At 47.6% G+C, this 26,677-nt stretch carries 27 protein-coding genes; 12 read left to right on the top strand and 15 right to left on the bottom strand.

The window, feature by feature from the left end:
• Window positions 1-32 precede the first annotated feature (32 nt).
• The 4 genes from ACEW9I_RS19470 to ACEW9I_RS19455 form a co-directional block, all read right to left on the bottom strand.
• The gene (locus ACEW9I_RS19470) at window positions 33-353 is read right to left on the bottom strand and encodes an SH3 domain-containing protein (RefSeq protein WP_373541988.1); all 321 of its coding nucleotides are present in this window, start codon (window positions 351-353) and stop codon (window positions 33-35) included.
• 17 nt (window positions 354-370) lie between these two features.
• A complete protein-coding gene (locus ACEW9I_RS19465) occupies window positions 371-1,063 on the bottom strand; it encodes a L,D-transpeptidase (RefSeq protein ID WP_373541987.1) in 693 nt (230 codons plus the stop codon).
• 222 nt (window positions 1,064-1,285) lie between these two features.
• Window positions 1,286-2,209, bottom strand: a complete 924-nt coding sequence (locus tag ACEW9I_RS19460; protein WP_373541986.1) for an o-succinylbenzoate synthase — start codon at window positions 2,207-2,209, stop codon at window positions 1,286-1,288.
• A 137-nt stretch (window positions 2,210-2,346) separates the two neighbouring features.
• On the bottom strand, window positions 2,347-3,504 hold the full coding sequence (locus tag ACEW9I_RS19455; protein WP_373541985.1) for a class I SAM-dependent methyltransferase: 1,158 nt from the start codon (window positions 3,502-3,504) through the stop codon (window positions 2,347-2,349).
• 44 nt (window positions 3,505-3,548) lie between these two features.
• Between ACEW9I_RS19455 and ACEW9I_RS19450 the strand changes: the two genes are divergently transcribed.
• Window positions 3,549-4,493, top strand: coding sequence for a DMT family transporter (locus ACEW9I_RS19450; RefSeq protein ID WP_373541984.1), 945 nt, complete (start codon window positions 3,549-3,551; stop codon window positions 4,491-4,493).
• 64 nt (window positions 4,494-4,557) lie between these two features.
• On the opposite strand, the gene ACEW9I_RS19445 is transcribed toward ACEW9I_RS19450, so the two are convergent.
• Both ACEW9I_RS19445 and ACEW9I_RS19440 read right to left on the bottom strand, forming a co-directional pair.
• Entirely contained in the window at window positions 4,558-5,547 is a 990-nt protein-coding gene (locus tag ACEW9I_RS19445; protein ID WP_373541983.1) for a LysR family transcriptional regulator, read from the bottom strand.
• 306 nt (window positions 5,548-5,853) lie between these two features.
• Window positions 5,854-6,702 (bottom strand): alpha/beta fold hydrolase, encoded by an 849-nt coding sequence (locus ACEW9I_RS19440; protein ID WP_373541982.1) that lies wholly within the window; start codon window positions 6,700-6,702, stop codon window positions 5,854-5,856.
• Between the two features lie 272 nt (window positions 6,703-6,974).
• Between ACEW9I_RS19440 and ACEW9I_RS19435 the strand changes: the two genes are divergently transcribed.
• The 3 genes from ACEW9I_RS19435 to ACEW9I_RS19425 all read left to right on the top strand — a co-directional run bounded on the left by ACEW9I_RS19435 (window position 6,975) and on the right by ACEW9I_RS19425 (window position 9,615).
• Window positions 6,975-7,400 carry a DUF1348 family protein gene (locus tag ACEW9I_RS19435; RefSeq protein ID WP_373541981.1) on the top strand — a complete coding sequence of 142 codons (426 nt, stop codon included), beginning with the start codon at window positions 6,975-6,977 and terminating at the stop codon, window positions 7,398-7,400.
• 160 nt (window positions 7,401-7,560) lie between these two features.
• The gene (locus tag ACEW9I_RS19430; protein WP_373541980.1) at window positions 7,561-8,124 is read left to right on the top strand and encodes a photosystem I assembly protein Ycf4; all 564 of its coding nucleotides are present in this window, start codon (window positions 7,561-7,563) and stop codon (window positions 8,122-8,124) included.
• Window positions 8,125-8,376: 252 nt separating this feature from the next.
• Window positions 8,377-9,615 carry a VWA domain-containing protein gene (locus ACEW9I_RS19425; RefSeq protein ID WP_373541979.1) on the top strand — a complete coding sequence of 413 codons (1,239 nt, stop codon included), beginning with the start codon at window positions 8,377-8,379 and terminating at the stop codon, window positions 9,613-9,615.
• A gap of 181 nt (window positions 9,616-9,796) precedes the next feature.
• Here the strand turns inward: ACEW9I_RS19425 and ACEW9I_RS19420 are convergent, their stop codons facing one another.
• Entirely contained in the window at window positions 9,797-11,224 is a 1,428-nt protein-coding gene (locus tag ACEW9I_RS19420) for a tetratricopeptide repeat-containing serine protease family protein (protein WP_373541978.1), read from the bottom strand.
• 157 nt (window positions 11,225-11,381) lie between these two features.
• On the opposite strand from ACEW9I_RS19420, the gene ACEW9I_RS19415 reads away from it, so the two are divergent.
• Window positions 11,382-13,115, top strand: a complete 1,734-nt coding sequence (locus ACEW9I_RS19415) for an ABC transporter ATP-binding protein/permease (RefSeq protein WP_373542031.1) — start codon at window positions 11,382-11,384, stop codon at window positions 13,113-13,115.
• 202 nt (window positions 13,116-13,317) lie between these two features.
• Here the strand turns inward: ACEW9I_RS19415 and ACEW9I_RS19410 are convergent, their stop codons facing one another.
• The 3 genes from ACEW9I_RS19410 to ACEW9I_RS19400 all read right to left on the bottom strand — a co-directional run bounded on the left by ACEW9I_RS19410 (window position 13,318) and on the right by ACEW9I_RS19400 (window position 17,041).
• Window positions 13,318-13,614, bottom strand: a complete 297-nt coding sequence (locus tag ACEW9I_RS19410; protein WP_373541977.1) for a hypothetical protein — start codon at window positions 13,612-13,614, stop codon at window positions 13,318-13,320.
• A 174-nt stretch (window positions 13,615-13,788) separates the two neighbouring features.
• A complete protein-coding gene (locus ACEW9I_RS19405; protein ID WP_373541976.1) occupies window positions 13,789-14,994 on the bottom strand; it encodes a protein kinase in 1,206 nt (401 codons plus the stop codon).
• A 25-nt stretch (window positions 14,995-15,019) separates the two neighbouring features.
• Window positions 15,020-17,041 carry a hypothetical protein gene (locus ACEW9I_RS19400; protein WP_373541975.1) on the bottom strand — a complete coding sequence of 674 codons (2,022 nt, stop codon included), beginning with the start codon at window positions 17,039-17,041 and terminating at the stop codon, window positions 15,020-15,022.
• Between the two features lie 469 nt (window positions 17,042-17,510).
• On the opposite strand from ACEW9I_RS19400, the gene ACEW9I_RS19395 reads away from it, so the two are divergent.
• Together ACEW9I_RS19395 and ACEW9I_RS19390 are read left to right on the top strand one after the other, a co-directional pair.
• Window positions 17,511-17,990, top strand: a complete 480-nt coding sequence (locus ACEW9I_RS19395; protein WP_373541974.1) for a CRR6 family NdhI maturation factor — start codon at window positions 17,511-17,513, stop codon at window positions 17,988-17,990.
• Window positions 17,991-18,163: 173 nt separating this feature from the next.
• A complete protein-coding gene (locus ACEW9I_RS19390; protein ID WP_373541973.1) occupies window positions 18,164-19,213 on the top strand; it encodes a zinc-dependent dehydrogenase in 1,050 nt (349 codons plus the stop codon).
• Window positions 19,214-19,334: 121 nt separating this feature from the next.
• Here ACEW9I_RS19390 and ACEW9I_RS19385 read toward each other — a convergent pair whose 3' ends face one another.
• On the bottom strand, window positions 19,335-20,342 hold the full coding sequence (locus ACEW9I_RS19385; RefSeq protein WP_373541972.1) for a hypothetical protein: 1,008 nt from the start codon (window positions 20,340-20,342) through the stop codon (window positions 19,335-19,337).
• Between the two features lie 86 nt (window positions 20,343-20,428).
• On the opposite strand from ACEW9I_RS19385, the gene ACEW9I_RS19380 reads away from it, so the two are divergent.
• On the top strand, window positions 20,429-20,914 hold the full coding sequence (locus ACEW9I_RS19380) for a Uma2 family endonuclease (protein WP_373541971.1): 486 nt from the start codon (window positions 20,429-20,431) through the stop codon (window positions 20,912-20,914).
• A gap of 137 nt (window positions 20,915-21,051) precedes the next feature.
• Here the strand turns inward: ACEW9I_RS19380 and ACEW9I_RS19375 are convergent, their stop codons facing one another.
• The 3 genes from ACEW9I_RS19375 to ACEW9I_RS19365 form a co-directional block, all read right to left on the bottom strand.
• Complete coding sequence (locus ACEW9I_RS19375; RefSeq protein WP_373542030.1) at window positions 21,052-21,300, bottom strand: type II toxin-antitoxin system RelE/ParE family toxin; 249 nt, start codon at window positions 21,298-21,300, stop codon at window positions 21,052-21,054.
• Window positions 21,301-21,349: 49 nt separating this feature from the next.
• A complete protein-coding gene (locus ACEW9I_RS19370; RefSeq protein WP_373541970.1) occupies window positions 21,350-21,514 on the bottom strand; it encodes a hypothetical protein in 165 nt (54 codons plus the stop codon).
• A gap of 488 nt (window positions 21,515-22,002) precedes the next feature.
• On the bottom strand, window positions 22,003-22,485 hold the full coding sequence (locus ACEW9I_RS19365; protein ID WP_373541969.1) for a hypothetical protein: 483 nt from the start codon (window positions 22,483-22,485) through the stop codon (window positions 22,003-22,005).
• A gap of 262 nt (window positions 22,486-22,747) precedes the next feature.
• Here ACEW9I_RS19365 and ACEW9I_RS19360 point away from each other — a divergent pair, with 262 nt between their 5' ends.
• From ACEW9I_RS19360 to ACEW9I_RS19345, 4 genes are all read left to right on the top strand, one after another.
• Entirely contained in the window at window positions 22,748-23,389 is a 642-nt protein-coding gene (locus tag ACEW9I_RS19360; RefSeq protein WP_373541968.1) for an alpha/beta hydrolase, read from the top strand.
• Between the two features lie 123 nt (window positions 23,390-23,512).
• Complete coding sequence (locus ACEW9I_RS19355; protein WP_373541967.1) at window positions 23,513-23,728, top strand: DUF2555 domain-containing protein; 216 nt, start codon at window positions 23,513-23,515, stop codon at window positions 23,726-23,728.
• A gap of 257 nt (window positions 23,729-23,985) precedes the next feature.
• A complete protein-coding gene (gene coaBC / locus ACEW9I_RS19350; RefSeq protein WP_373541966.1) occupies window positions 23,986-25,197 on the top strand; it encodes a bifunctional phosphopantothenoylcysteine decarboxylase/phosphopantothenate--cysteine ligase CoaBC in 1,212 nt (403 codons plus the stop codon).
• 90 nt (window positions 25,198-25,287) lie between these two features.
• The gene (locus tag ACEW9I_RS19345; RefSeq protein ID WP_373541965.1) at window positions 25,288-25,782 is read left to right on the top strand and encodes a GAF domain-containing protein; all 495 of its coding nucleotides are present in this window, start codon (window positions 25,288-25,290) and stop codon (window positions 25,780-25,782) included.
• A gap of 54 nt (window positions 25,783-25,836) precedes the next feature.
• Here the strand turns inward: ACEW9I_RS19345 and ACEW9I_RS19340 are convergent, their stop codons facing one another.
• On the bottom strand, window positions 25,837-26,502 hold the full coding sequence (locus ACEW9I_RS19340; protein ID WP_373541964.1) for a DUF4033 domain-containing protein: 666 nt from the start codon (window positions 26,500-26,502) through the stop codon (window positions 25,837-25,839).
• Window positions 26,503-26,677: the final 175 nt, after the last annotated feature.

Genomic DNA, 26,677 nt, shown 5'->3' with positions numbered 1-26,677 from the left:
AAACCCACTATTTATAGAGTACTATGGTGAGATTAATTACACAAAAAGTCACCTCTAACCCACCCGATCGCACCATAGAAATTCACTTTTTGCCAGGTATAATTGCCAACGACTCTAGTATTGCCAATCAAAACAACTTCCCTGCCAGGTGGAACTCTTCTGACTACTTGAAATTGTTGTCCGGCACGAGCGCGCAGATTGATCGGATCGCCATCACGACTACAACTATAGACTCTGCTAACGTTGCCATAGCCACCAGGACCGCTTTGGGCAAAGCTAGGGGTGACGAGCATCAACATTGAGGAAGTCAACATTGTCAAACAGATGAGGCGATCGATTGTGGGAAATTTCATGGTTTTCTCCTGTTAATTTAATTATGCTCGATGCGTACTTCTAGAGAGCGAGGACGATATTTCAAAACAAAATCTCTGACTCGATGATAATCGCCCTTAGTGGTAAGTGCGATACAACCAGAGGTACCATCCTCCTTTTTGTCTTTATTAAAACTAGGGTCCCAGTGAATACCGAGTGCAGTTCGTCTCATCCGCGCATCGAAACCAGGCTTGGGGAAGATCGGTACCATCGTACCGCCAACCTCCCAGATCGTTCCGACAACTGTTCTGGCTGAGACACTATAAGATCCATCTGGTAGAGGAGCCTCTGTATTGCTCTGATAGCGATTCCTAGCTTGAGTAAATCCTCTGCCAGCCACGGCATCGAGCTGAAACAAATAATCCGATGTCCGATCTCGATACGCAGTCAATTTATAAGTAGGGTTGTTAAATCTATTGTGAGCATGGCTGGGATCTAAGCTCAAAATCAGACAGGGGAAAGCCCGACAGATACTCGATCGCGATCTCGGATGATTCACCACTTGAGGATCTTGTCGAGTTAGTGCTACCGCCTTGTGTGGCTGTGATGATAAAATGTTGCCATCAGCGTTTGGATGAATTTGAGGCGTTGGGCTGGTGATTGGGGGTGATGAGGGATGAGCTTGAGCACCGACACTACACATTAAGAGCACAATTGCGCTCCAGCCGCTAAATCGAACAGTAATTGGCACCGTTGACATCTATTGGTTGAATCAGCGATGTAATAACTACTTACGATCGCTAGTGGGATGACTTAATCTACAATAGCCCTCAGTATTTTCCGCACACTTAACTGACTTTTTGGCGAAAAGTGCGGATCGTCATGCCACGAGGATCGCTTGATGAGATTGTCACCTCATTACGCTCACAGAGCCAGTAGGGTTGTTCCCCTATTGTAGCAAACTCAGCCAACTTCACAAGTCATCGCCAAACCAGTCGCCAACTCCAAAACCCATGCTCCGACTCAATTGTAGACTTGATGCCAATCGTAAGGCAGCGGTGGCTCCGATGTTGGTTTCCATCACCGATGAAAAAACTACGTCGAGCTGATGTCGAGTAATAAATGCTACCAATCGCCAGGGAAAACCTGCAATTCCAGGTTTGATAATATAGATACCACGCCAACCGCGATCGTAAACAAGCTGGAGCCGATCGAATGTCGCTACAGATTCATCAAGAGCGATCGGGGTATGATATTTCTGAGCCAACTCGATCGTGCGATCGATCGCATCTGGTGCCAGCGGTTGCTCGATAAATTCGATCCGGATCTCTCCACTACAAAGTTCCAGCCACTGCTCGGCGGCTGGCTCAGTCAACCCGCCATTCGCATCGAGTCGGAGCTGGGCACTATGAGGAAGAGCCATCATTAATTGTGTCCAGATTGCCATCTCCTGGGCGATCGGTAGCACTCCAATCTTCCATTTGAAGGTAGAGTATCCCTGAGCGGATAACGCCTGTATTCGCTCGATCGCGGCTGCACCTGAAGGTAAGAGCGCGCTGATATCGATCGGAGATCGATCGCTAGTCGCAGAATCGGCGTCGAAAGCTATCAAAGCACTTCCAAATCCAAATTGACAGGCGGGTAAATCGTCGGGAATCTGGTAGATTTGGGCGGTGGTAATCTGCTCTCCGACTTGTTGACAGCATGATATTGCGCGATCGATCGCTTCTGAGCCAAACCAGGGGATCGGGGCGATTTCTCCTTGTTGCGATCTACCCGCACTATCTGTGAGTTTGATGATGATTCCTTCCCGAATTTTCCACGCACCATGACTAGTTTTGAGTGGTTGTCGAAATGGCCGTTGGTAAATTGAATAGTTAAATTGATAGGTGTTCATGTTTGTCAGAGTTCCTAGAGTTTCAGCGGTTAAAACCGCTGCTGGTGATGCAAAGTCCGCCTACGCAGACTAATATTAGCTCTGTAGCATCGATCGCGTGGTGCGTTACGGCTGTCGCCTAACACACCCTACATCAACTAAGAAATTGACAACCCACTTAGCAATATTTGCTGTTCTGCTGGTGTCAACCCTTGACTTTGAATTAATATCCCAAACTTACCCAATCCCATCGGCTCGATTAATTGATGTAGATTTTGACGACGCTGGAGTAAAGACTGGATATCGCCGCCACTAGTCGAAATTGCGGCTATTCGCTCACCCAACCCCAACGCCATGAGGAATATTCCTTGCTGAGTAAATCCGACTGTCTGTAGACCCAATAACTCGCCCTGGTTTTGAAGTGCGGTAAAATCGACATGTGCGGTGAGATCTTGGTTGCCGATATTGATGTAAGGGTTGTTGTGATGGGCGTGCTGGTAGTAACATTGCAACGTCCCCTGGCGCATCGGATTGTAGTAGCGATCGGCATGATAGCCGTAATCGATCGAGATAATATAACCCCGCTGCAACTTTTTAAAAACTAGTTCCAACCACTCTAAGGCTGCTAAATTTACTTCAGTACGATATCGATCTGGATATTTGCCACTAAGTAAATCGATATTATTTAGTTGCCAATAAGTTTCTAGTTTCGCTGTAGATAGTTCGGCGATCGTCTCTCTAAATACTAGCTCATCGCGATCGAATACGAGATAAACTTCTTGTAATTTTCGCTCGGTAACTACGACTTGATGGACTGGGAAAGCATCGATCAATTCGTTCGATAAAAAGCAACCGCAGATCGATCCATCGGGTATTTCTGCCCAATTGCACCAGCGCACGGGTAAATCCGCCAATCTCCGCTGTTGTGCTACAATCATCGCGGGTGCAGTTTCGATGATGATGTAATCGATCGATCGCCAGAAGTCGGGATATTCTCGATGTGAGTAATCTAAAATTTGAGCGGCTAATAAACCTTGCCCAGCACCCATTTCTACAATCGTAAATTGCTGTTGCTCACCTAAGATCTGCCAAATTTGGTATAACTGAATTGTCAGCATCTCCCCAAAATCAGCGGCTAAATGCGGCGATGTCAAAAAGTCACCGCGTGTGCCGATCTGCTCGGCTTTGCTGGCATAATAACCATACTGTGGGTGATACAATACCAAGTCCATGTATTCAGCAAAAGTAATCTGTTGCTGCGGGCAATTATCGATCCGATCGCGGATGACTGCGAGTAACTCTATATTATAATTCATACTTAACTACTAACCGCTCTCACCTACTCATCATACCTAAATTAATGGAACTGCATCGGACGACAGGTAATTGGCGGTTGGGATTGGGATTGTCGCTAATCACGGTAACTTTATGGGGCATCTTACCAATTGCTCTAGCTATTATCTTAAAAAAGCTTGATATTTATACAATCAATTGGTTCCGATTTGTCACTGCCTTTATCTTGTTAAGTTGTTACTTATTGAAGCAAGGAAATATTCCTAAACTTTCGCAACTAAGATCGGTACCTCTATATCTATTCGCGATCGCCATCCTCGGCTTGACTGCCAATTATATTTTCTTTGTGATGGGTTTAAAAGCAACTTCTCCTTCTCATGCGGAAGTATTGATTCAGTCAGCGGGCTTATGTTTGAGCTTGGGGGGATTAGCAATCTTTAAAGAACGCTACACGCGCTATCAATGGATGGGTGTCAGCATTCTAATTGCTGGATTTATGGGTTTCTTTTACGAACAATTAAAAGTATTAGCCACTGAAAGCGTTGGCGGAGCCTCTCCTTTGGAGAATCGCTACATCAACGGTAGCATCATCTTACTCTTGGCTGGAATTACTTGGGCAATCTATGCACTGGCTCAAAAACAATTATTAACTCAATTGGACTCCACACACATCATGTGGACGATCTATGGTGCGTGCGGCTTAATTTTTTGGACTGTGGCTAAACCCCAAACCTTAATCGATCTTAACGCGATCGAGTGGATCGCATTGATTTTTTGTGGCTTGAATACCGTCATCGCCTATGGAGCTTTTGCCGAATCTTTACAACATTGGGAAGCTTCTAGAGTCAGTGCGATTTTAGCTCTAGCTCCAATTTTTACGATCGTTTCGATGAGTATCACCGCTTGGTTAGCACCTGGATTAGTCACACCCGAACATCTCACCAGCTTCGGCTTATTCGGTGCAATCCTCGTTGTGGCTGGCTCGATGTCTATCTCTTTAGGTAAGAGTTAGGCTTTAGGCTTTAGGCTTTAGGCTTTAGGGATGGAAATGTATTTAAAGCAGCAACTGTCAACTGTCAACTGTCTTCTTCGATATCAATTTCTGGTTTAACTCGCTTGGAAAAAAGCTTACCTGCATCCCAAGGGTATGTAGTGAAATTGGGTAAGATTTCTTGAGCGAAAGCTTCAGCCGCTTTGGAACGATAGCGATTGGGATTGACGATCACAGAGAGCATCCGATCGATCGCCACACCATCGATATATACGCGACTGAGCGTACCATTTTCGACCTCACGTTCGATCGCCGATGAAGATACAAAAGCTGCGCCCAAACCTGCTTGGACGGCATTTTTGATCGCCTCGATCGAATTGAGTTCCATCTCGATTTTCAGCCGATTGGGATCGATACCGCAGCGAGTCAAAACGCGATCGATTACTTTGCGAATTGTCGATTGGGAATCTAGTGAAATAAAGTGCAATTTGTACAGATCTTCTTTCGGGATACTTTTCATCCCCGCGAAATTATGCGTAGTCGGTAAAATTAGGGCAAATTCATCCTCAGCATAGGGCAAAATATCGAGAGATTCTTGTAACTCTGCTGGAATCTCACCGCCGATAATCGCCAGATCTACCTGTCCATTAGCGACACTCCAAGCCGTGCGCCGCGTCGAGTGGACGTGTAACTGAACGGAGACATCAGGATATTTTTGTCGAAATACCCCAATCATCCGAGGCAATAAATACGTCCCTGTAGTTTGAGATGCCCCCACGATCAGCGTACCACCTTGGAGATTTTGGAGATCCTCGATCGCCCGACAGGTTTCTTGACACAGGGTGATAATTTTTTCGCCATAACTGAGCAACAGATGTCCGGCTTCAGTCAGTTGCGCCCGTCGCCCACCGCGATCGAACAACGGCACATCCAATTGACGTTCGAGATTCTGTACCTGTAAACTGACCGCAGGCTGAGAGACATACAAACTATCCGCAGCGCGCTTGAAACTTCCCTCCGCAGCAATTGCCTTGAGAATCCGTAACTGATCCAGGGTGAAAGGCAGGTCAGACATAGCAATGAGCTGGTAAGAATTAGTAGCGATAGACTATCGACTCACATTGACCTTACCATATACTGCTAATACTTAGGCTCCAGCCTCGTAATTATTGATGTTAGGGATTGGGTATTAGGCTTTAGGGTGAATGGTGGATGGTGAATGGTGAATGGTGAATGAACGACTCCCCGTCTCCCCAGCTAAAATTGTAGGGTGGGCACTGCCCACCAGCTAGGTTATAGGCTGATATGAGGCGAGAAAGACTTGATTCGACCTACTTTTGGTGATGCTGAGATCGTCACACACATTATCTCTGTCCCCACACTAGATTTGACGGCACAAAAATTGCATCATCGGGGCCTTCATCTGGGCGTACCAATGCTCCTGGGGATAGTGCGCGGCAGTAGGTAAGGTAACTAATTCCCCTTGTTGCATAGATTTCACACAAGCTTCTGCCTGAGCGAGATCCAGCCACGGATCTGCGGCTCCCCAAATTACCTGAATCGGGATATCTAGCGTAGGAAGTCCAGCCGCGATCTCTGGCAAAACTTCGCCCAATCTGAGATTGCGGATTGTCGCGAGTAACGCGCGTCCAGGGGCGGAGCTTTTGAGATATGGTTTGCGGTAAGCTTCTAGATACTGGTCTTCGATGACTTGCTTGCAGCCAGCTTCCAGGGTGCGCTCCACCGAGAGCGGATCTTGCACGAGCATCTCACCCGCCACAGGTAAGCCCAATTGCCGCAACTGCCAAGGTAGTTTGATGCCAGTCGTCAGTGGTGCATTGAGAATGACTAATCTGTCCACGCGATCGGAATTACGCAAGGCATATTGAATGCCAGCCGTACCCAGAAAGCCCTGCACGACTAGCGAAAAGCGATCGACCTTCAAACTATTCACCAGCTCGCTCAAAGCAGTCACAAAGGCATCTGGAGTGTAGTCAAAATCCCGCTGGTCAGGCTTACTAGAATTACCAAACCCAATCCAATCAGGCGCGATCGATCGTATCCCCTGTTCGGCTAGAGGTGGCATCAGCCCCGTCCAAGTCAAACTTTGAGCTGGCAATCCATGTAAAAAAATTACCGTTCGCAGACTGTCCCCGCCGACGGGCGCGAGTTCGCCATAAAACCACTCTAGAGCACCCACTTTAATCGTATTTTTAGTAATTTTAGCCACAAGTCAGATTTATAAAATAAGCCATTCTCAGTCTAGACTGGGACTGCGATCGTCTAACGCCGCTGGTGACGATCGAGTCAGTTCTGGTGATGCTAAGGTCTACAAGGTTGGTAAGATCGGTGGGTAGGTGACAGGAACCTTGGTGCTTATGCGGCGATTACCTCTCGGCGCGGCTCCGCCAACGCCTCACACACCCTACACTCTGCCAAAAAATTGAGTGATGACTGCATTAGCATCCCTGACCACCAATAATTTTATTTAAAGTCAAATCAATGGAAACTAAACCACCACTGCCGCCATTTACCCTCGAAACTGCCCTTGCCAAAGTGCAAGCGGCTGAAGATGCTTGGAATACCCGCAATCCCGAACGGGTAGCACTTGCCTACACCGAAGATTCCGAGTGGCGCAACCGATCGGAATTCTTGAATGGACGCGCCGCAATTGCTCAATTCTTGACCCGTAAGTGGGCAAAAGAGCTAGATTACCGCCTGAAGAAAGAACTCTGGTGCTTTATGGACAATAAGATTGCCGTGCGATTTGAGTATGAGTATCACAATCAGGCTGGTGACTGGTATCGGGCTTATGGAAATGAGAACTGGGAATTTGCACCCAATGGGCTGATGATGCGACGGTTTGCTAGTATCAATGATGTGCCAATCACTGAAAGCGATCGCCAGTTTCGCTGGGAAAGAATTTAATTGATAAGTTGCCCCTACCTGGGGATAGATGAAGAAGCGTAAAAATTGGGGACAAATTCGATCGAGAACTCGATCGATCGGTAATAGTAGGTAGAGATACTCGCGATTGTGCTTGGCACAGGCAGCGCGAACGACGTATATCAAACCTAATTTATTCAAAATGTCTACAGCAGTCACCGAAAATCGGACAGTTTTGTCCCAACCAGTATTAGGTTCGCGCCGTTTTAGTAACTTCTTTTGGGCGATAGTCGTCTCGATTGGGGGGATTGGATTTTTACTGGCTGGACTCTCTAGCTATTTCAAAGTCAACTTGCTACCTGTGAGCAATCCACTGGCATTAGCATTCATCCCCCAAGGGATCGCGCTGACTTTTTATGGTGTCGCTGGTACCTTACTCGCCACCTATCTGTGGGTGGCAATTAGTCTCGATATTGGGGGCGGGTACAATAAATTCGATCGCGAGGCTGGTGAGATTACGATTTTTCGGAATGGTTTCCCAGGTAAGAATCGCCGGATCGAACTCAAAAGTCAACTCGCTGATGCCCAAGCTGTCCGCGTCGATATCAAAGATGGACTCAGCCCCCGCCGTACTCTCTATGTGCGGATCAAAGGTCGTCGAGAAATCCCCCTCACTCGTGTGGGCGAACCGATTTCATTGACTGAGCTAGAAACTCAAGGTGCAGATTTGGCACGGTTTTTAGGAGTACCGTTGGAAGGGTTGTAAATTAGTGGATAGTGGATGGGGTTTAGTACAACTTAGGTGTGGATGTGGTTGAATGAAGATAAAGTCCAAAATCCCCAAAATTTAACCGTCAACTCTCTTTTTCCATTCACCACCCACCATCCACTGTCTCGATTCGCTGCTTGGTGCGCTTCCATGGTCGGGTTCCCCGACCGGAGCGCATCCGCTAAACCCTCGGGGAACCCGAGGAGCGCGAATCGCCATCCACCTTTCACCATTGAGGAGTTGAATCCGATGCAAGTTGCGCTCGAAACCGTCATCAGCGATCCGCAGGTAGATATCAGTCAAGGTAGTACGCAGCGACAGCTATCGATCGAGGTATCAGCTCTCGCCGAACCTCAAGATGGCCAATTACCGCTGAATTTATGTTTGATTTTAGACCATAGCGGCTCGATGAAGGGTACGCCATTGAGTACTGTCAAAGAAGCGGCGCGAGAATTGATTAAAGGACTAAAACCGGAAGATCGGTTGTCAGTAGTAGCATTCGATCATCAGGCGGAAGTGATTGTCCCCTGTCAGCAAGTCACCGATCCTACTGAGATTTTTGCCAAAATCGATAAATTGCAAGCCGCTGGCGGTACGGCGATCGATGCGGGGATTAAACTTGGAATTACACAGCTCATTGAAGGACGCCAAGATCGCGTCTCTCACGCCTTTATCCTCACCGATGGCGAAAACGAACACGGTGATGACGACAGGTGTATCAAACTAGCAGGATTTGCCACGGAGAGCAATATTACGCTCAATACGCTGGGGTTTGGTGAGAATTGGAACCAAAATATCCTCGAAAAAATTGCGGATACTGCCGCAGGTACTCTCGCCTATATCGAAGCAGCATCCCAAGCCGTGAGCGAATTCGGACGGATCTTCAACCGGATGCAAGCAGTCGGCTTAACCAATGCTTATCTCCAGCTCGAACTCAAGCCCAAAGTCCGACTCGCCGAACTCAAACCCGTCGCGCAAGTGGCTCCAGAGACGATCGAGTTAGCGATTGAAGATGCGGGCAATCTCCAGATCGTCCGCCTTGGCGACTTGATGAAAGATCTCTCGCGAGTGATCCTGGTGAATACTTATATCGGACAACTAGCCGAAGGCGAGCAGGCGATCGCGACTCTCCAAATCCGCTATGATGACCCTGCCAAAGGTTTGACCGATCTGCTGACGCCGCCTGTGACTGTCAATGTCAATGTCACTCGCAATCATCAGCCATCCGTCGATAGTAACGTCCAGCAACAGACACTCGCGTTGGCAAAATATCGACAAACGCAACTCGCCGAGCAAAAACTCCAACAAGGCGATCGCGCAGGTGCCGCCACTCTCCTCCAAACCGCCGCCAAAACCGCGCTCCAAATGGGTGATACCAATGCAGCAACAGTGCTGCAATCCAACGCTACCATCCTCCAAGGTGGCGAAGATCTCTCGGAAGCGGAGAAGAAAAAAACGCGGATGGTATCTAAAACAATTTTACAATAACAACTCGATCGCGAATCTAACAGCTCCATCCCAATACCACCACCGATTAAAATCGGGGCTTATGATGCAAAGTCCGCCTACGCGGACTGAATCTTCTAGTCCGCGTAGGCGGACTTTGCATCATGAGCAGAGACTTTAGTCTCTAGGCTCTTCTTATCCCGAACTGATGTTACTGTTAGGTTTATTTAGATGTTTGTAATTCGGCAATTTTATTCAGGGTTTGTTGATATTTTTGAGTATCTTGGAGATCGAGATATAACTTAGCCGCTACTTCCAAATCGACGATCGCGTCCTGTTTATTTCCCACTGCTGCTTGAATAAAACCTCGGGCATAATGCGCCTGGGGCAGATAGCGATCGAGGCTGATGGCGGTATTTTGGTCGCGCAAAGCCTGTGGATAGCGTTTGAGTTGGTAGTATACCGCACCGCGCGAACTGTAATGAACTGCATTCTTAGAGCTGAGTTGAATCGCGCGATCGCAATCGGCAACAGCATCGGCAAATTTGCCGAGTTGGAATCTGAGCGCGCACCGATTGCTGTAGCTAAAATCTGACTGTGGACTGAGACTGACAGCTCGATCTAGATCGCTTGTTGCATTGATATTATTGCCCAATTTGGCGTAGGCAGCACCTCGATACATGTAGGCTTCTACCTTTTGAGGATTGAGGGCGATTGCCGCATTCAGATCGGCAATTGCGCCCCGAGCATCGCCAAGCAATAACTTACAAGTTCCCCGCCAGAACTTGGCTGTCAACGATCTGGGATTGAGTGCGATCGCTTTGGTAAATTCGACTACCGAACCAGGAAAATCAGATTTGGAGACGCGCTCGAACCCGCTCAGGATATAATCATCAGCTTTAACAGGTCTATTGCTCGCAACGAGTGTATTCGTACCGCTATTCAAACCAATTTTTACCGCTAGTTGCTGAAAAGTATTAATCGGAATTCCTAAATTAAATCCGGTTTTAACTCTGATGTTAGGATTGATTTCTGAAATCTGAATTTTGGTATCGACATCACCGCGACCGTGGATGGCAACCAATTCACCTCGATCGTTGAATACACCGCCGCCGCTCATTCCTGGCAAGGTATTATTACTATAGATGAGTGAATAACCATCCTTTAATGGTCTGCTACTATTCGCCGTAATTTTGCCATCGGTAAAACTAAAAATCGACAGATCGATCGCTGCGGTACCACTAGGAAATCCCGATACATAGGCAGTAGTCCCCTCGGTGGAAGTATTAGCATCTCCCATTTTTGGCACCAGATAGCGACGATCGCTATTAAATCTCACGATTGCCAGATCGACTCCAGGTAGGATTTGAATCTCATCTGGTTGTAATTGATAGCGACGATTGTCAGTGGCGATCGCGGTATAGTTGACTTGACGATCGCGGACGACATGAGCCGCAGTCAGGACGATATATTGTCCCGCTTGTTGTCGCACGATCTGCCCCGAACCTTGGGATGTATCGCTTTCGATCCTAACTGTTGCCGCTTTGGCAATCCGGGCAACTTCTGTCGCTGAGAGTCCCCAACTAGCCTGAGCGTAAACAACGATCGTACCACTGAAGGCGAGCGAGATTAACTGTGTCAAGTGAGGCATACAACGGTTCTACGTGAGCTAGATCGGGATGTGCTTGCCCAATTCTAAGCCGTTGCGGTAGATAGATCTGATAACTGAATTGAAAAGTTACGATTTAGCGATCGATCGATAATCGTTACAATGCAAGCATCAGTGGCTGTTATCGATGACAAAAGCAATGCAACGATTTAATTTCAACGTATTTAAACAGTTTTGGACGATCGCCAAATCTTACTGGTCGAGCGAGGACAAATGGCGCGCGCGGGGGTTGCTACTGTCAGTCATTATCCTGTCATTGGGATATACCGGATTGAGCGTATTGCTCAACAACAAGCGTGGTGTACTTATTTCGGCACTATCCGCCCGCGATGAAGCGAGATTTTGGCAGACGATTTGGGTGTTTACAGGGACGCTAGTGGTGTATGCACCGTTATTTGCTGGCTATGTGTATTTGCGCGACAGGTTGGGCGTAGAGTGGCGCAAATGGCTGACTACTTCGTTTCTCGATCGCTACTTTCAAAATCGCGCATTTTACAATCTCAACTATGCCGAGGCTAATATCGACAACCCCGATCAGCGGATCGCTGAAGATGTCAAAAGTTTCACCCAGGAGTCACTCACGCTGCTGCTAGCAGTCGTTGACTCAGTTTTGGCGATCGTCGCATTTGCCAGCGTCCTGTGGGGTATTTCGCAGCCACTGATCTTGTTTTTGGTTGTCTATGCTGTCATCGGTACCTTAGCAACTGTTGGCATCTTCGGTCAACCCTTAATGCGGCTCAATTTCGAGCGGCTCAAAACCGAGGCGGATTTTCGGTTTAGTCTAGTACGAGTGCGGGAAAATGCCGAAGCGATCGCTTTTTATCAGGGAGAAGAGTACGAATCCGATCGGATTAAAGGCAAATTCAGCGAAGTTTTTGATAATTTCAAACGTTTGATTTTTTGGGAATTAAATCTCAATGTACTGACCAATGCTTACGAATTTATCCCGTTTATTTTGCCAGCGATCGTCGTTGCCCCAGGTATTTTTGCAGGTGAGTTAGAAGTTGGTAAAGTCACCGAAGCACAAGGAGCATTTATTCGGATCTTTTTCTCGCTCAATCTGATCGTGTCACGGTTTCAGTCGCTGACAACTTTTGGTGCAGGTGTCGAGCGGTTGTATACATTCATGCAATCTTTGGAAGGTACTATAGTCCCCGAGTCAACGTCAGAAGTTCCGGCTCAACAACCACAGATCGTGACAGTAGCTGCCATCGATACCGACTCACCAGCAGAGGAGCGGCTAGCCTTAATCGATCTTACGCTCCAAACCCCCAACTACGAACGCACTTTAATTACCGATTTATCAGTAAAGTTAATGCCAGGTCAAGGTTTGTTGGTTAGAGGGCCGAGTGGTTGTGGGAAAAGTTCATTACTACGAGCGATCGTCGGTTTATGGGATGCTGGTACGGGCACTATTATCCGTCCACCATTAGCGCAAATGCTATTTTTACCTCAGCGACCTTATATGGTTTTAGGTACATTACGCGATCAAATGTTGTATCCACACATGGATGTAGAAGTTGAAGATACTTACCTGAGTAAAATTTTGATTCAGGTCAATCTCCCCAATTTAGAACTACAACATGGTGGATTTCATACCGAACAAAATTGGGCGCAGGTGTTATCTTTGGGCGAACAACAGCGATTGATTTTTGCACGGTTGTTCATCAATAAACCGCGCTATGCCATCCTAGATGAGGCGACTAGTGCCCTCGATTCGCAGAATGAGCGGCAGTTATATCAACAGCTTCGCGACTCGGGGATGACATTTTTGAGTGTCGGACATCGGGATAGCTTGAACGACTATCATCAGTCAATTTTGGATCTTGCCACCGATCGATCTTGGGAGTTAACAGTTAAGGATAAAGCTTGATTCATGAGAATATCAGAGCGTGACATAAGTAAGAATGTGGGTAAAGCTGTTTTCTCCAAGTATTGGTGGCGATCGCGACCGTCCCCACATTCTGCTAGTTTATGACGATCCAAATCAGATTGCTAGGCTCCGATCTTGGTGGATTACTACATCAAATATCTCAACCTAGCGACTCATTGAAGATGGTCATAGTCGAGTTAGATTAACCGAAACGACGACCGACTTCACGACTCAATTGGACGTAGGTATTATAACCACGTCGCTCCAATCTGCGCGCAGCCTGTTCGGCTTGCCGACGATTGAGGTAAGTGTTTTCTAAGTTCCATTGTCGAGCACCACGATTGCGGTAGTAAACATTGAACTGACGATCGTTGCGACGAAATTGGGCGATGAGGTTGGTTTCACCAGTTGAATCTACTGGTGATGCTGCACTTGCCTTGAATGGCATGGTCGCTACAAAGCTAGTGCAGACTAATGACAGTAGGATGAGCTTATTCATAAGATGATTTGGTGCTAAAAAATTTAGCTGAGTTACAGATTTTGCAGAAGGCAATCGCGCTTATCGATCGACTTCATCTTCTAGAATAACTGCTGATTTCGCTAAATTTATCTCTCCAAAGACCGAACATTAGTGACGATCGTCATGTATCCGAGGATACCCCCTGCGTTGCACTCAGCCATCGCCGATCGCATCTAACGCTCTGGCTAATTCGGCGGCGGTGAGATAACGATCGCGGATGCGACGCTGAGTGACTTTATCGATCGCTGCTTGGAGTGGGGGCGTCACACTGGGGATAGAGGCGAGGTTGAAACGATAGCCATCGGGCTGAATTTCGATAAAGTCGGCGGGGTTGCGTCCGGTAAGCAGAAAAATTAGGGTGGGGCCGATCGCGTAGAGATCTGACTGAGTACAAGGTTGACCGTTATTTTGTTCGGGTGCCATGTAGTCGGGTGCGCCGATTTTGGTACCGCCGAGGGTACCGATTTCTTTGACTGCGCCAAAGTCGAGCAGGAAGATCCGCTTATCGATCGTCCGCACGAGAATATTCGCTGGTTTGACATCGCGATGAATTAGTGGCGGCTGTTGCTGATGAATATACGCCAATATTTCGCATAACTGGATCATCCAGTCGAGTGCTTGGGCGAGGCTGACTTTGCCATGCTGCATCACGTACAGCTCCAAATCCTGTCCGTGGATCAGTTCCATCGCCAGATATTTGCGCCCATCGGCGACGAAAAAGTCGTAGTATTCAGGGATGCCAGGGTAATGGAGACTTTGCAGAATTTTGGCTTCGCGTTCAAACAATTCCTGCGCTTTGGGGATTGTTGCCATGTCTGCATTCATTTCTTTGAGTACCAACATTTTGGCTGTATCCCAAGCTAGATATGTCGTACCCATCCCGCCTTGTCCCAAAGTCTTGAGGATCTGGTAGTGACGAATCCGCCGCGTAACGACGATCGGCTGTCCGCAATGCACGCAGAAGAGGGTGCCTGGGGGATTGTCGAGGTGTTGACAGGTGGGAATGACCTGGAGCGGTGCGACATTAATTTGGATGGTCAGGAGCGCGCCTGCGGGGGCTAGTTGAATCCGATCGCCATCGGTCAATACGACACGGGTGGTGGATTTGCTGTGGAGAATGCCCAGACCGTTGATGAGAGTGCCATTGGCACTATGGTTGCTAATTTCCCAGTAGCCACCACCCTGGCGGAGGCTGGTATAGAAAATCGTCGCATGTAGCCGCGAAATCGCTGGTCGATCGATGACGACTTGATGTTCTGGCGATCGCCCGATGTGAATCGGTGCGGGTGGGGTAAATTGCCACTGTTGTAAGATCTGAGTTTGGTTTTCGTCCCACACCGAAATTTGAATATTTTTCATCAAGCTGGCGACAATTTACGATCCACTAATTACTTACCGCCCGTTCGCGGGGTACCAACAGTCGCCAATCAGCGATGTATGAACGCGCATCGCGGTAAATCGGACTGCGGCGACCGATGGTAGTGGCTAATTCGATCGCTGTCAAAATTCTACCCTGACGATAGATCCCGATCGCCCGATCGAGGGTACGGCGATCGGCTATTTCCTGTAGTTCTAGTGCCCAGTAGCGCACCTCGGCTTGGGCGTGTTGATGGAGCGATCTGCCTGGGGCGATCTGAGTGGCGATCGCGATCGCTTGAGCGAGATTGCCTTGTTTGGCCATCGCAATGGCACTTGCTAAAATCGGTCGATCTTCGATCGTTTGGATTTTGTCAGTCCACTCGGCGACAGCTCCCGTAATTTCTGCACCCAGTGGGCGATCGATCCCGATCTTCCCCGTTAGGCGCACAGCCGCTTGGAGATTGGCTAGCGATTCACCCGTGCTGACTATTTGTCTAGCTTTGGCAAGGAGGACGCGATTGTCGATGGTTTCGATCTGCCGACCCCAGTCGGAGATCTCACTTTGCACTGTTTGACCGACATCGCTGTGAGCGGGCACTTGTTTTGCTGTGGCGATCGCGAGTGCGAGTGTCGCTGGTTGCTGGAAGCTAGCGAGGCTGCGCGCCCACTGGAGTTGGGTTTGCTGTTTGAGCATTCCTTGCAAGTTGGATTGCTTTGCCCGTGCCAAGGTGTAGATCGAGCTAGTTTTGGGGATTTTTTGGACTTGGGCGACGGCATCCGTCAGGGCTAGCATGTGCTGTTTCCCTGCCCAGACATGCGCTTGATTGAGTTTGACCCAATCTTGAGCTTCGGTGTAAGTCGAGACGTCCTGGGGCACTTTTTGAGCGATCGCGATCGCGTTATTAAAATTCTGAGCTTTGTAAGCACCGATACTCAATTGGACGAGATGTTTGCTCCATTTAGTCCGCAGGATCTGCCCTTGCGGGTACACATAAGTAGTCGGGTCGATCTGATTGGCGATTTGCATCGCCTTGACGATCGGTTCTGGCTGAGTGGGCAAAGGTATTTCGACGATTTTCGCTGTGTCTTTGCCTGCGCTCTTGGCAGCTTGGACGGCTAGCTTGAGCCGCTGGGCGCGTTCTGCGTAGCGATCGCCCTCCTTCTCCTCTAGCGCGTCCTTGGCTGATTGGAGCTTGTCCCAAGCATCTTGCTCGCGACTGAGCTGAGCCGCCATTCGATCGTGCTTGTAGCCGTTCCAATAGGTGCCCCGCATCCGCTGTACCGACTGGAGGATGCCAAAGGCTTGCCCCCAATTGCCGAGTTTCATCGATCGCGCGAATTTGGCATCGATCTTGGCACTAGTTTGGGATTGACTCGACCACTTGGCGATCGATTCCTGCGCGCGATCGTAGCTGGGGCTACTCGCTGGGACGATCTTGACTGTGGCGATCGCCCGATCGATGTTGCCTTCATTCACCTGCTGGCGACCGATCCGGATCAAATCCTCAGACCAGGTAGCGAGCAATCGCTGCGCCTCTCCATACAGCGGGTGTCGATCTGTCCACCCTTGGACGAGATTGACGGCACTGCGTAATTTGGGGATTTCTTGAGTATCCGCCCCGATTTGGGCGCAGTAGAGACGTTCGCTATCGGTCGAGATCGGTAAGATCCCCTGACAATTTGGTGTTGGCGGGACGGCAATCAACAATAAATAACTGACAATCCCCGTCCCACCGACCATTGCTGCGAGGATTGCCCAAAATGCCGATCGCGGATCGACCTCGATCCGAGGGAGATTGAGCTTACTGATCGAGTCGATCGTCTCACTAAACAGATCTGGATCGGTGATTTTGGTCAGCGTCGATTTGATGATATTGGTGCCACTCGGCTCTGAGTGTGGATTGCCATCAGCTTCACTGGAGCTTGGTGGCTCACCATCTGTCACGCTTTCCCTACCCAATCTGTTGCTAGTTGAGTGCCGATGCTGCAACTTTTTCCAGACAGTATTCAACTGATTCCCGATCGCTTGCCGTCTACTATGTTCCATGGAGACCTCTGCCTAATAATCTGAATTAAATTAATTGTAAAAATATATGTTTTATAGTTTAGGACTAGCCTGTTACTCTACCAGTATTGGTATTAGCTAGATTGGTATCGCGATCGAGCCGATCGCTTGGTTAAGTACTGCGGATTAAAGTATCTAAATTTACACTACATCCATTGCTCACAGTCATAGCATTGATTTGCATAGATATTGGTTTTACTTAGATTATCTTTATAACTGCTCGATCGCCCGATCGCTACTTGCCAAAATGCTGGACGATTTGGGCACTCGCAGCCTAAAAACTCGCGATCGGTAATAGTCGTACGACGGGGTGTCAGCCTCAATCGCGGGTTAGCGTTCAGTTCAAAGTGATGTCATGTATGCTATTTGGTTATTTTAACACCTACAACACTATTTTCAGTTACGTTGAGTGAAAGCAAACTATTTGTCAATCTTAGCCAATTTTTAGTATATGACGACTGTTAGTATTGACGATCGCGCCATCCTCAGCTTGGATCTATCGCCGATCTCTGCCCCGATCGATCGCTGGCTGGCGACAGCTCCCCAGGAATTCAATTTAGATTTGCAGCTATCAATTAACTATCCTCAAGATCCCCAAGATCCGCGAGAATTATCCGAGATTCCTGAGATCCGATTGTGGTTTATCCGCGCTGATGGCTGCTACCCTTATCTACCCCTACTCCTCGATTGGCAAGCCGGAGAACTTGCTAGATATGTTGCGATGTTGGTACCTCATCAATTTAGTCGCCAGGACGGGATTCAGTACAACCCCGAAGCTCTAGAAATTTGGGTGATGCACCGTGTTTTTGGACTGACAGATTGGCTACATACTCACAACATAGCAGATCGATCGCGCCTCAAATTCATGACCCAGATGCTAGGTTATGAACTGGATGACGGCTTATTTGAATTACTGGAGCTAAAGGGCTAGCCGATCGACTCTATAATAATTGTTGGTAAAAGCCTATAACCCTGATGGTGCAATGGGCGGGTCACCCGACAGTACCGCACTGTCCACTCTACTTTTACCAATAATCAAACCCAATCCCTAATATCCCACACCTAAAGCCTTTTACGGCATTTCCCTAACACCTAAAGCCTAAGATGAAAGCACAAGTATTTCGCGGAGTCGATCGACTCAGCTATGAAGATGTCCCCGTCCCCGAGCTAGCCGCAGATGAGGTACTCGTACAGGTAAAAGTGGTGGGTTTGTGTCAGTCAGATATCAAAAAAATCCTCTATCCACTATATGAGCCGCCACGAATATTCGGACATGAAACGGCTGGCGTCATCAGTAAAGTAGGTGCGGATGTGCGAGATTGGCAAGTGGGACAAAGGGTAGTGGTGATGCACCATATCCCCTGTATGCACTGCAAATACTGTCTGCATGAAAACTATTCGATGTGCGATGTCTACAAAAATATCACCACGACAGCGGGCTTTACGCCTAGTGGGGGCGGCTTTGCAGAATATGTCAAGGTTCCAGGACACATTGTCCGCAATGGCGGCTTAATCCCGATTCCCGATCGCGTTACGGACGAGCAAGCCAGTTTTGTAGAGCCGACGAATTGCTGTCTCAAGGCTGTCAAGAAAGCCAATATTCAAGCCGGAGATACAGTCTTAATTACCGGAGCAGGCCCGATCGGGTTAATGTTTATTATGCTCGTCCAGCATTTTGGAGCTAGAGCCATCTCTACCGATTTGATCCCCTCCCGTGTCGAAAAGGCATTATCTGTCGGGGCTGAAGCCGCCTTCAACGCCCGCGATCCCGATCTCACTGCCAAAATTCACGCCTTAACTGGTGGGATGGGTGTAGATACCGCCATCCTCGCCGTACCTAGCGATAAGGCGTTCTTTCAAGCCCTCGACTGTACCCGCAAGGGTGGGAAGATCTTGTTTTTTGCGGAGTTTCCTGATGAGTTGGAGATCCCGATTAATCCCAATGTATTGTATCGACGCGAAATCGATCTAATGGGTAGTTATAGTTCTTCGTTCAAAGTTCAAGCTTTATCAGCAGATCTAGTTTTTAATCACAAGATTGATGTTGATGCTTTGATTAGCGATCGCTATCATCTCAAAGATCTCGATCGAGCGGTGGCTCAAGCCACGAAACCAACAGCAGAAACTTATAAAATCTTGTTGTACAACGATTAAGCGATCGCAACCAAGCCGTTAGTCGATGTAGGGTGTGTTAGGCGCAAGCCGTAACGCACCTATATTCACTATATGGGTTGGTACGCTCGCGCTGTCGCTAACACACCCTACAAGATGCTTCTCACTGGGGAGAGTTCCGGTAAGTTAGTGCCATCGCTTTGAACTTTGGTAAATATAATTCAGCCTGTTTGTCGCCAACAATCCCCGTCATCAACACATATCCACCTTGCTGTGGATACAGGACGACCTGATATATTGTCAAAGGTGCTTTGGTTTGGCGATCGCGACCGTCAGCCACGATTTCCCAGCCAGTTAAGTTGTCGATCGCGATCTCGGTAGTTGATTTTACGACGGTATTCGTGAGGGGATAGCCAGCTAGCCGCCGAGTGGCAAAAGATTTTTGGTCGAGCACTGGCACCGCGCCCAAAGATGGAGCGACAATAAATAGCGGATCGGTAGGAGCGGCGGTTGGGATATTGCCATCCTTGGTAAATGCTGCTACTTTGCCCAATCCTGTTGCGGACTCAACAGGAGACAAGCCTTCTACTGCCGTTATTGTAAACGGGAGGGAGGAAGCAACAGGAGCCGAGGATGTCCGCAGCGAGACTGCTAGCACGACTTTTTTGAGTTGCGCGCCGAGCTGATTGGCAGTTGTGCTGGGAAAAGTTGCGGTAATGAGCCGAGTATTTTGCTCATCGCCAAACACGACAATCCATTTGCGAAATTTTTGACCGTAGGCTGATTGGGCGACGTTTAGCAACAAGCCTGACTGGTTCTCGATCTTGACATTTTGCTTGGAGATAAGCGAGATCCCCCGTGTTGCCAAACCAGCCTTAGTGAATCCGCCAGTTACTTGTGAATACGGGCCAGGAATTTTGGTTAAGACGATCGAGGAATTGGTTGCAGCTTGCTCGAATCCATAAAATGATGTGGCTTTGGTGAAGCCAGGAGGCTGGGCAATTGCTAACCCAACTTCTGGGAAAACTACGAGGTCTTTTTGATTTTGAGCTTGCAGCCACCGACTATGAAATTGACTTCCGGTTGGGAGAATTGTAGGTTCTGCCATGCTCGGTACATTTGTGGCGATAAGAGAGAAGATCGCGATCGAAATTGCCAACTGATATTTCATCGCAATAGGGGTGAAATAAATTATACTAGTATATAATCACGGAATGAAGCATTCTAGCAAGTTAATTTAATAGCTGTGTAAGTTCGATGATTGCTATAAGAGATAATTTCCCCAGATTTACTTCTGAAGAATACTTCGCTTGGGAGGAGCAACAACAGTGCCGTCATGAATACATCGATGGTGAAATTTATGCGCTGACGGGTGGGACTTTAAATCACGGTCGCATTGCTTTGAACTTAGGAGCTTTATTAAAAAATCATTTGCGAGGTAGTGGCTGTCAGACAGGTAACTCTGATTGTAGAGTCAATATCCAAGGATCGGATGATTATGTTTATCCCGACGTCAGTGTGACCTGCGATCGCCGCGATCGCACAGCTACTCAATTTATCACCTATCCTTACTTAATTGTTGAGGTTTTGTCTCCCAGTACGGAAGCTTACGACCGAGGAAATAAGTTTAGAATGTATCGGCGTACCTCTACCTTACAAGACTATGTGCTAGTAGATACAAATTCAGTCACGATCGATCTGTATCGCAAGGATGAAGCAGGAAATTGGCAGATTATTAATTAGCAAGCAGGGGACGCGATCGATCTACAAAGTGTTGGTCTGACATTTGCGATCGATCAAGTCTATGAAGATATAATTTTTGAGACTGAATAGTAACAAAAACTAACATCTACAGATTCGATCGACAGGCACTAATAACATTAAGGATCTGCAAACAAGGCTTCCAGATCTCTACTACCACTAACTACTCTCAATATTTCCACAATCCTTTCGCTGACGCGGTAGAAAATAATATAACCCGAAAAGGAAATACCCCTCAGATCGGGACGAATCGATCGATAGCTTTTCCCGATATTGGGAAAGCTCACTAGATATCTACATCTAGCTTCAAATTCATCGAGCAATTTCTCTCCTGCTTCAATATTATGTATTGCATAATATGTAGATATTTCTTATAAATCTCTGGCGGCATCTGGAGCAATAATATACTCAGTCAATCTACCGCGCCTCTCTTGCTACTTGTAATTTAGCTCTCAAATTGGCTATTACAGATTCACCGTCCAATCCTTCCCCTCGATCGAGTTGAGCCACCGCAATATCTATTTTTCCTCGTAGTTCTGTTGCCAATAGATCGGTAGAGTTTTTGGATTGGAGTAAGTTCAATGCTGCCTCGATCGCCTTATCAGGACTAGCATACTTGCCCGCGAGTATTTCTTATTGAATAAAATCTTCTAATTCGGGTTTGAGTGTGAGATTCATAAATTTAGAACACAATCTACAATCTCATAATATTATAGCCTAGTGCGGTAGAGTTGGAAGCTGGGTCGATCGAATATCAATCCCCATCTCCATATTCGATCGACAGAATTATTCAGTCTTTCCATACATAACCTGTAGGGGCGGGTTTATGCTAGAAATCGCGAATGTACCGATAACTATCGTACAAACCCGCCCTCACCCACAATTAACTATTCGATCGGATTTCCGTAATGTTGGAATGAAGAGATCGACAGGTTGTCGGTGGGGTTGGGCAGGTTTGTACGGAGGCTAATTGCAGGTTTGAATTAGTCGCATAAACTTGCCCCTACAGATTCTAGAGCGCGATCGACAGATATATGAATTTTATCTAATCGCTTTTAAATCAATAGAACTCAATTTGAAATAGGAATATTCCGGAATTGAATAGGTTTTATTTCTCCGAAAAAAGCAAGATTTAAAAGTTGAGCTTTAACTACTTGGCTTGGTACTTTCTCAAAAATAACACTAGTAATGATATCAGTCTTGGTATCTATACTTGCACTATTAGAACCTAAGCTTCCAAAATCTGCTTTAGAACCTGCATGAGATCTGCCCATAGAATCTATAATGGATGAGCTATATTGGTTAAACGATACTGTTCTTGTTTTTCCTTTGTTGAGTATTTTCATCTGACATCTTATATCTTCATCAACCCTCTTGCAACTTTCTAGAGTCAACAGAAAGTTATTAACTTTTTTCTGAAACCCAGCACCTTGTAACGGCTTGCTATCCACTTCTTGCGCTTGCCCTTGTGTGGCTGGTTTGAACTTGCCACAGATGATAAGTGATACAAGCCCGTTCGATTGCTGTGAGAGTGCCGCACGCAGTTTTGCCATTACTAGCAGTGACACAATACAGTGAATCTTCGGCGTGAACTGGATTGCTGTAAACGGAAAGACTAGCAAAAGTCATCCCAGCTAAAATTCTGGCTCTTTTAACGAGGCGTAATAGCGTCATGATTTTACCAAGAGAGAGGGGTTACATATTTCTAAACGCCTTACTATAGTACGAATTAGGGCAGAAATAACCGCCAAAAGTAGCCCGATCGCGTTTTTTTTGCTCCACCACAAAATTTTAACCAAACTAGTTACCTCACTTATGACTCCAATCGATGCCAACAGTCCCTTAGATATTATTTTCGTCCCCGCTCAGACAGGTACACCCATTGGCACGATCGTGGTGTTGCATGGTTGGGGTGCCAATCATGACGATCTCGGCGAACTCGTGCCGTATTTTAAGCTACCCGAATATCAATTCTTGTTTCCCAATGCCCCCTTCGACCATGAATATAGTGACACGGGGAAAATGTGGTATTCATTTACAGGTGCGGCACAGTTGAGCGATCGCAGCGTCACGCAATTGGCTACTAGTCGCGAAATTTTGACGACTTGGATCGAGTCGCTCCCTGATTCTACAGGTATCCCACTCGATCGCACTTGGATTGCGGGCTTCTCTCAAGGTGGGGCGATGACGCTGGAGATCGGGCTAGATTTGCCTGTAGCGGGTCTGATCGTCCTCAGTGGTTACTTGCATCAAAACCGAGCCAAACCACCCCAAGCGGCTCCTCTCGTCCTGCTGGTACATGGTAGACAAGATGATGTCGTCCCGATCGCCGCTGCCCACAAAAGTCGCCAAATCCTCACTCAGTGGGGCGTTGATGTCCGGTATCAAGAGTTTGACATGGGACACTCGATCGTCCCTGAAGTTTTGGATACAGTGAGAAGTTTTGTTACCAACTAGCCGAAAATCTCAGCAATTGTAAGTAATTTTGTTAATCCTGACCTGATAATCGGGTAATAATAACTAATAAGGCTAAGATAAAATGTAGCTGCTATCTGCTGTATTTGTACGGAGGTTTGACCTATGACCACGATCGAAATGTCGAAACGGAATACTATCCCCAATCTGACAACAGAAGAAGTAGAAGCATTAGCTCTGCGGTTGGAAAGCGATGACTATGGAAACCCGTTTGATGGCTTGCAAGATTGGCACTTCCTCCGCGCGATTGCTTTTCAGCGTCCAGATTTAGTCGAGCCATACATTCATCTTCTCGATCTCGAAGCCTACGACGAAGCCTAATTTAGTTGACAGTTGACAGTTGACAGTTGACAGCTAAATCGAGACATAAGGTGGGCAGTGCCCACCCTCCAAAGCGGTTAAAAACCGCTCCTCGGAATGCAAAGTCCGCCATCGCGGACTCAATCGTCAGTCCGCGAAGGCGGACTTTGCAGCACTAGCGGCGACTTTAGTCGCTGGCACTGAGTAGGTAGCTCTCAACCCGATCGCAATTCAAATCAACCCGATCGATCGCAAACAACAACCATAGCTCAGATTCAATGCGGGTTTTAATTGGTATTGGTGGCGGGATTGCGGCATACAAAGTATGTGAAATAATTTCCAGTCTATTTAAAGCCGGAATCGAGGTAAAAGTCATCCTCACCGCAGGCGGAGAGCAGTTTATCACCCCCCTGACAGTCGCCACACTATCGCGCCATCCAGCCTATACCGATCGCGATTTTTGGCAACCAATCCACTATCGTCCCCTACATATCGAATTGGGTGAATGGGCAGATTTATTCCTGATTTCGCCACTGACTGCCAATACTTTGGGTAAATTAGCCCACGGATTGGCGGATAATTTACTGACAAATACAGTGCTGGCTTCTACTTGTCCGATCCTACTGGCTCCGGCGATGAATACAGAGATGTGGGAACAGGTAGCAGTCAGGCGCAATTGGGAGTCATTGTGTCAAGATTCGCGCTATCATGCGGCGGCACCTGCGGCGGGATTGTTGGCTTGCGATCGCGTGGGGCGGGGGCGGATGGCTGAGCCAGCAGCGATTTTGCCGTATATTCATTCGCTCTTACGTACGCAGGGCAAGCTCGATCTACTTGGCAAAAATGTCTTAATCAGTACGGGGGGGACGCGCGAGTTTTTCGATCCCGTCCGGTTTATTGGCAATCCGGCTACAGGTAAAATGGGATTAGCTTTGGCACAAGCCGCCGTCCATCGTGGGGCGAATGTCACACTGGTTCATGCTACTTTGCCAGAGATTGCGATCGATGAAAGGATCGTAATTGTGCCTGTAATTAGTAGTGAAGACATGCAGCGTGAAATGCTGGCACATTTTGCAGGTGCAGATCTAGTAATCATGTCAGCCGCAGTTGCTGATGTCAAGCCTGCTGATTATAGTGCCCAAAAATTACCCAAAAAACTGCTACCCACAGAGCTAAAATTATTACCAGTACCAGATATTCTGACCGAACTCAGTCAGCTCAAACAACCGCATCAAAAATTAATTGGCTTTGCCGCTCAGACTGGTGATATTATCACCCCAGCTCTAGACAAACTGCATCGCAAACAGTTGGATGCGATCGTCACCAATCCCGTAGATTTGCCAGATAGTGGCTTCGGGAGCGATCGCAATCAAGCAATTATCTTCATCCAACATCCCAATACACCTGAGACGACACCACCCACACGGATCGATATCCTGCCATGCGCTAAACTAGAAATGGCTCACCAGATTCTCGATCGAGTCGGTTAGATTCAAGTTATCGATCGTCACGCCAATTCAGCTATCGATCGGTGCCCAGATCGCGTAACTAGAGAACAAACAGCATTTAGCACATAGGTTATGCCCGATCCATCACTCCAGAGAATATTCGATCGCTTATCCCGCGATTTAGCTAGAGACATCATTATTCAAACCACTACCGATCGCTTACGAACAGAACTAAATGCCGATCGACTGGTACTGTATTATTTTTATTATCAATGGGCGGGACGAGTCACATTTGAATCATTAAGCGATCGCCAGTTTTCGATCCTGGGTGCTAGTGGGCCAGATGAGTGCTTCAATGGTGAGTATGCCAAACTCTATGAAGATGGTCGAGTCAGAGCAATTCCCGATATCGAATCAGAGCCGATCCAACCCTGTCACCGCGATTTTTTGCGAGAACTTCAAGTCAAAGCCAATCTCGTCGTCCCAATTCTCATCGATCGCGGATTGTGGGGGTTGCTCGTCGCTCACAATTGCCGCTCTACATATCCTTGGAGTGCTGATGAAATTACTTCTATGCAGAAAGCCGCCCATAGTCTGGCGATAGTGCCTAGTATTCAGGATAGCTGATGGCTCGATCGATCTTAAATAAAACCTTGCTGTCAACTATCAACTGTCAACTGTCTACCTAAGTTTGGGACAAGCGACTGTGGCGTGGGTAGCGGTAGGACATTGCAGCTCTAGACAGGGCTGCTGGTAAGCCACGTCCGCCGCTGGCGGTGGTGGTAGTTGTCCAAAAATCATCTCGCAACTGAGATCCTCAAAATTGGGTATCATCGTCAAGGGGATGCCAAACTGTTCGGTAAAGAAGGTTTGGGTGGGGACTTTGCACATATTGACGCACATCCCGACGCAGCCGCTGTCAGCAAGATAGCGACATTTCTCGATCTGTACGCCGGAAGCTTGCGATCGCACTGTCCCATCTGCCAAATCTACCTCAGCGACTACTACTTGGCAAGGCCCAACCAACCACTCAAACATTTTGGCGGCAAACCAGGCATTGAGGGTGCAGACTAGCTGTGTAGGCGCAAAGCAGGTGCGAATCACCCATAGTACTGGTGCGGGTACTAACGATTGGAGGACGCGGGCGACAATTAGCTGTTGCTGCTCGGCATTGCGTCCCTGCACAATCTGTTTGGAGAGATCGACAAAGCCACCGTACCCGCTGACGGTGGTATCGGCACCGAGTGCCTGAGCCATTTTGCGCGAAAATAGCCAGATAAATAACCGATCGATGAGGTTATCATCATATTCTGGTGGGACGATTGGTAGTGAGGCTGGCGACGGCATGATTTTACGCGGCTCCAATCAGCATGAATTTGACGATTTTACGCTCTTCCTATTATCAAATTGGATTTCTAGGGTAGTAAGTCAATGGTGAATGGTGTGGGTTGTTGGAGGATGTGGCGATCTCATAGTATTGTAGCCGACTCTGAAAGATCGATCGCCAGATCGCACTGAAAAA

This window comes from Chamaesiphon sp. (assembly GCF_041738855.1).
Classification (GTDB): Bacteria; Cyanobacteriota; Cyanobacteriia; order Cyanobacteriales; family Chamaesiphonaceae; genus Chamaesiphon.
The sequence above is the reverse complement of the archived record's forward strand: the minus strand, read 5'-3'. Positions and strand labels throughout refer to the sequence as shown.